This is a genomic window from Ferrimonas kyonanensis DSM 18153, assembly GCF_000425405.1.
Lineage (GTDB): Bacteria > Pseudomonadota > Gammaproteobacteria > Enterobacterales > Shewanellaceae > Ferrimonas > Ferrimonas kyonanensis.
Genome location: NZ_KE384363.1, coordinates 418,844 through 424,482 on the forward strand (window position 1 = coordinate 418,844; position 5,639 = coordinate 424,482).

Genomic DNA, 5,639 nt, shown 5'->3' on the forward strand with positions numbered 1-5,639 from the left:
CCAACTCGCACCGTCGCCCTTGCGAACGCGAGGGCCCAGTGGCTTTAAAACCTCAACTACACTGGGTTCCTCTCATCAGCCACCGTCTTCAACGGCCACAGAAAATGAAGCCGGGTTGCCGAGCGGCGTTTGCACCAGAATACTCAATGTCCCCTCGGAGCGGCCATTGGGGTTAGTTTCCCGCTCTACCGTAAAACTAAAGACCAAAGGAATCATCGAGTTGCTACTGCCCATGGTGTATTGGGTCGCACCAACAAGCTCACCGTTTGAGGTCGACGCTGTAATCGTGGTGCCGTAAGGCAATGGGTTGTTATTCGCATCAGACAAAAACAGCAGTACGGTCTCCTTGCTGTTGGTGACCAGATCCAAGGCACTGACCGGGTTTAAACTGCCCCCACTTCCCCACTGGCGCAGTTTGCCGTACGGCACGCTGCCAGACATCACCAGCGTCAGGTTGCGGCGCAGGTGCAACTGCGCCTTAGCAAGGTCCAGGCCGGTATCCACGCACTGTGACGATGCCTCGGGGTGGCACAGCAAGCCGGTATAGACACCGTCGACCCCATCAAACTCCTCGTCGCCATCGTAATCGACAAACTCCTCGTTCACCGCACCTGCCGGGACACTGCCTACCGCAGCCAGGCCGTCCGCCTGGTAGTTGCGATAGCGGCCGTCCTCGTTGTCATCCATAAAGGCCTCAGTCAAATCCACAAAGGTCTCCGGCGCACCATCAAATAGGCCATTGCCGTTTAGATCGACAAAACTCTCTTCACCAATCAGCATTGCCATGACCGTTGCCCGCCCCGGACGAGGCTCGGCAATCACCGAACCAACACCTTGGTAGTGCGCCTCCAATGTGGCCCCTAAACACGGAGGCGTGGCATCACTGCCATCAGGACACACTGCTGCGGTACCGTCATAGAAGGGCCTGGCGTTCTGGCTGCGCCACTGCACCGAGCAGCCGCCGGAAGGGTTGGGGCGATCATCCTTAGGCCCGGTGATGCAACTGCCATCGATGGCGCCGCCTTCGGCTCGAAACGTCACCGCAGTGCCGTCGGGTACCGGATTGTTAAAGTGATCCGCCGCCAGCAGGTGAATGTCCACCTCCTGACTGTCAATACTCAGCGCTTCCGGATTCAGAACCGACGCACTCAAGGAGGTGCTGTTGTCGTCGGCCAGCCCGGTGGTAATCACCAGGTTATCCGACACATTGGCTATCACGATGTCGCGGTTCTGCGGATCAGACCACAAGGCGAACACCTTCACCGGCGTGGCCACCGTGCCTGCGCCGACGGTCACCGCCACCTCGCCGTTGGCATCGGTATCGCCCACGGCGTACTGAGTCAGTTCGGTGCTACTGTTATCGATATTGGGGCAATCGGTCAGATCCTGAGGCAGGGGGTCCGGGCTCAGACTCAACCCGCCAACGTTGGTACTGAGCTCAAAACAGAGTCGTTGCTGGCCGGCAGGGTTGCCACTGCGATCCAACAAGCGAAACCGCACCACCGAAGTTTCGCTGCGCAGGCCTCCGCCCTGAATGCCACCGGTGCCCTTCAGCGCCAGCAAGGAAGACGACACCTCGAGAAACTGCAATGAGCCGATGGCCGCGGCACTGACCTCCACTTCGGTCTCTCCCACCACGGTACTGCCGCCGGTCTTGGCGCTGACCGAGATCAAGTCCTGCCCCTGACACCCCGCCGCGCGGTAAGTGGCCAGGCCCACGCCAGCGACCGTCGTAATGGGAGTATCGATGTGTGCCAGCCCTGCCGACATGCATTGGGAACTCAACTCCAGTTGCAGAGGTTGATCCAGTGCCAATGAGCCGTCGCCATTGAGAATGCGCACCTCAATAATGGTGCTGCCGCCGGCAGGCAGTGCCCCCTTGCCCAAACGGGTTTGAACATCCAGATCCACACTGACCCGTCCTACCTCAAACGCCAGCGTATGAGACTGATTTTGCAAGCTTACGGTTAACTCTCCAGCCCCCACATCACCATCGGCATAGAGATCCAGCAACGCCCGCCCCTGCGCGTTGGTAATGGCAGTGCCCGCCGCCGGGCTGACGGCGCCGATGCTGGTGGTGGCACTGACCAGGCGCTGTGCCAGGGGTTGACTGCCGCCGCTTTGAGTCACCTCAATGCCGATGATTCCCGCCCGGGTATTGGTAATATTGGTGGTACTGGTGCAGGCCTCGAAGTTCTTCAGGTTACGATCCCAACCTGGACTGTCCTGGCAATCGTACAGCTGCACCTGGATATCGGGCACCACCAGCGCCGGATCGATCTCATCCCCTAAGGTGACAAAACCGAGACGCGCACTCTGGCCATTAAAGCTGGCCTCCAACTCCGCCGCCCCCTGCACACTGCCGGCCTGCAGTAAAATCGAGGCTCGACCATCGCTGTCGGTCAGCGCAGTGCCACTGGCCGGCAGCAAATTTCCCAGGCCACTACTAAAACTCACCACTCGGGACACCACTGGTTGCTGCTGCTCATCCAGCACCCTGACCGAAATCAGCCCTGGCTCGGCGGCAGACACCCGCGTCGTCGGATTGCCACTGACGCTGCCTGTCAGTGTCAGCTGCAACTGCCCACCCACCGAGCCATCACCGGCATCATCCCCCAACGAGGAAAACGACAGACTCTGAGACAGCGTGGTGCCCTGATGCTCGGCACTGGCAAACACCAATCCGGCTCCGGCGCTAACGCCGGGCAACAGCGTCACCTGAGCGATGCCATCGGCATCAGTCAGTGCGGTTCCCAGCCCCGGGTTCAGAGCCCCGACACTGTCCAGGCGAAAGCTAACCAGAACAAAAGGCTGCGGCTCGCCGTTATCGGTGATTCTGGCCCGCAGACGACCAACGCCATCGGCACTGACAATGCGGACATCTGCACCATCGGCACCCACAAGCGACAACGTCATCGCTAGGCTGGCAACGTTAAAATCCCTGCTGGCCTGGGCCGAAGTGCCGTAGCTCACCGACACCTGACCGCTGCCTTTAAGGCTGCCCGCCGGCAACAGCAGCCGCGCCTGTCCCTGTTCGTCGGTGGTCATTTGCGCATCGATGGGCTGCTCCATGGCGGAAGAGGTGGCCGAGAATGCCACCGCCCGCCCCGATACCGGCAAATTATCTGCCAGCAGCAAGGCGGACGCCTGCACCGATTCTCCCTGAGGAATCTGCTGAATGGGATTACCCGACGAATCGAGCAGTTGCAAACTGAGGCTATAGCTAGTAGGGGAAGACTCTGAAGTGTCCTCTTGAAGGCCACTTCCACCACCGCAACTCACTAACAAAATCAGAAATAGGCAGACAAAAATCTGGCGAGGGGCGAAATTCATCTCATGACTCCCTGTCACATTAACGGCGCATTCCATTATCCATCCGTTATCATTAAGACTAATCCGTTGTCACGAGTTCGCCACCATGAACCCACATCAAAGTCACTTTGAGCTAAACTCGCCTCATATTTCTACAATTGCCCTCTTTTTTCTGGCAGCAGAATCTTGCTAGGCTTAGGCCGCAAATAAAAAATAGAAATTATCAAAGGAAGTTGCATGTCTGAAAAGATGCAAAAGAAAATGGGTCTAACCGCCAAAATCTTGATCGGTATGTTAACCGGTATCGCCCTTGGTGGACTCCTGCGGGTGCTGCTGCCGGGCAACGAGGTGGTCGAGACCTATCTGGTGGATGGCCTGTTCAGCGTGGTGGGGAACATCTTTGTTTCCTCACTGAAGATGCTGGTGGTTCCACTGGTGTTCGTCTCACTGGTTTGCGGAACGGCCTCACTGTCGGATCCTGGCAAACTGGGGCGCCTGGGTGGAAAAACCCTGGCGTTTTATCTGACCACCACCGCCATCGCCATCACCCTGGCCATCACCCTGGCCATTCTGGTGCACCCGGGGAATGCCTCCATGGCTGCCGAAGGCCTGGCCTTTGACGCCAAGGCTGCGCCACCGCTCAGCCAGGTTCTGGTCAACATTGTGCCCAGCAACCCCATCGACGCCATGGCCAAAGGCAGCATGCTGCAGATCATCGTGTTTGCCATCATCTTTGGCGTAGCCATCTCTCAAAGTGGTGAGCGCGGCGCCCGCATTCGTGATTTCTTTGAAGACATCAATGCCGTGGTAATGAAGCTGGTCACCATTCTGATGCAACTGGCCCCCTATGGTGTGTTTGCGCTGATGGCGAAACTGGCCCTGACACTGGGACTGGCGACGTTCGGCAGCGTAGTAAAATACTTCTTCCTGGTGCTGGGCGTGTTGTTCCTGCACGGCCTGGTGACCTATCCGACACTGCTGAAGGCGTTCACTGGCCTGAGCCCGATCACCTTCCTGAAGAAGATGCGCAGCGTGCAACTGTTTGCCTTCTCCACCGCCAGCTCCAATGCCACGCTGCCGGTCACCATTGAGAACGCCAACTACCGCCTGGGTGTGCACAACAACATCAGTTCCTTCTCTCTGCCTCTGGGTGCCACCATCAACATGGACGGTACTGCCATCATGCAAGGGGTTGCAACGGTGTTTATTGCTCAGGTGTTTGGCATGGACCTGACTCTGGGTGACTACGTGATGGTGATCATCACTGCCACCCTGGCATCCATCGGCACCGCAGGTGTACCCGGTGTTGGCCTGATCATGCTGGCCATGGTGCTCAATCAAGTGGGCCTGCCCGTCGAAGGCATCGCCTTGATTTTGGGTGTGGATCGTTTGCTGGATATGGTACGTACGGCCGTCAACGTTACCGGCGATGCCGCCGTTACCGTGATTGTGGCCAAGTCCGAGGGCGAATTTGAACAAGAGGTGTACGACGACCCGTATGCCGGTTCACAACTGATGGGCGATCGCGAACCCAGCAACGCCGCATAAACACCAATGCCTCCATTTTCTCCTCTAATTGGAGAAAGATAGTGAAAAAAGGGCCCTTCGGGGTCCTTTTCTATTTGCACAGCTAAAACCTCAACTACACTATCACTTAAGTGGCGACAACGGAGCGTCGCCAACAGGTAGGTGACGGCCTGACTCAATGCCAGCAGCAGCCGATGACTTGCGATGTCAACTATCGCCGCAATACGGTATGCCCGTTAGCACAGCAGCGCCGATCCACAAGGAGGGACGCCTGATGCAAAGAGTACACATTTTGTCGGTTTGGGAGCGCAGCTGCCAACTGGTGATTGAAATCCACAACCACATTGTGGACGACATACGTACCGACATGGGGCAGCAACTCTCCACTACCGTCATCGCCATTTCCAGCCAACTTGCCCACTGCTACGAAGAGCAAACGCCCTGCGCCAACAGCCTAATGACCGCCAACGGTCTGCTCGGCCAGTTGAACGCCCACACCGAACTGGCCCGTCAAACTGCCATGGTTGAGCAGCACGTAGCACACCGCTGGATGCAGGAGATCAAAACCCTGCAAAACCTGATTGGTTGCCTGCTACCACTAGGAGTTCAGCCTCCCAAGCATTGCCAGGTGTAAGCCTAAGCCCTAGCGCCTGTCAAAGCCCCTATTGGGTTACATCGACACTCACCACCACGATCTTTAATCCTTTAAATCTCGGCGTAGCGTTGATACCTCTCAGTCACAAGCCCGAGCCACTCACCAACCCCAACCGTGTCGCCCTTGCGAACGCGAGGGCCCAGTG

General features: G+C 57.7%; 3 protein-coding genes. 2 read left to right on the plus strand and 1 reads right to left on the minus strand.

Annotated features, from left to right (window positions below):
- Positions 1-75: 75 nt before the first annotated feature.
- Complete coding sequence (locus tag H598_RS24625; protein ID WP_051252774.1) at positions 76-3,210, minus strand: Ig-like domain-containing protein; 3,135 nt, start codon at positions 3,208-3,210, stop codon at positions 76-78.
- A gap of 339 nt (positions 3,211-3,549) precedes the next feature.
- Between H598_RS24625 and H598_RS24630 the strand changes: the two genes are divergently transcribed.
- Both H598_RS24630 and H598_RS0115425 read left to right on the plus strand, forming a co-directional pair.
- Positions 3,550-4,860: a dicarboxylate/amino acid:cation symporter gene (locus H598_RS24630; RefSeq protein WP_051252775.1), complete on the plus strand. Its 1,311-nt coding sequence runs from the start codon at positions 3,550-3,552 to the stop codon at positions 4,858-4,860.
- A gap of 253 nt (positions 4,861-5,113) precedes the next feature.
- Positions 5,114-5,473 (plus strand): four helix bundle protein, encoded by a 360-nt coding sequence (locus H598_RS0115425; protein WP_028113796.1) that lies wholly within the window; start codon positions 5,114-5,116, stop codon positions 5,471-5,473.
- The last annotated feature ends 166 nt before the right edge of the window (positions 5,474-5,639 follow it).

Bases quoted from the DNA above. Each gene is read 5' to 3' on its own strand.
- H598_RS24630 (WP_051252775.1), top strand. From the start codon at position 3,550: ATGTCTGAAAAGATGCAAAAGAAAATGGGTCTAACCGCCAAAATCTTG.
- H598_RS0115425 (WP_028113796.1), top strand. From the start codon at position 5,114: ATGCAAAGAGTACACATTTTGTCGGTTTGGGAGCGCAGCTGCCAACTG.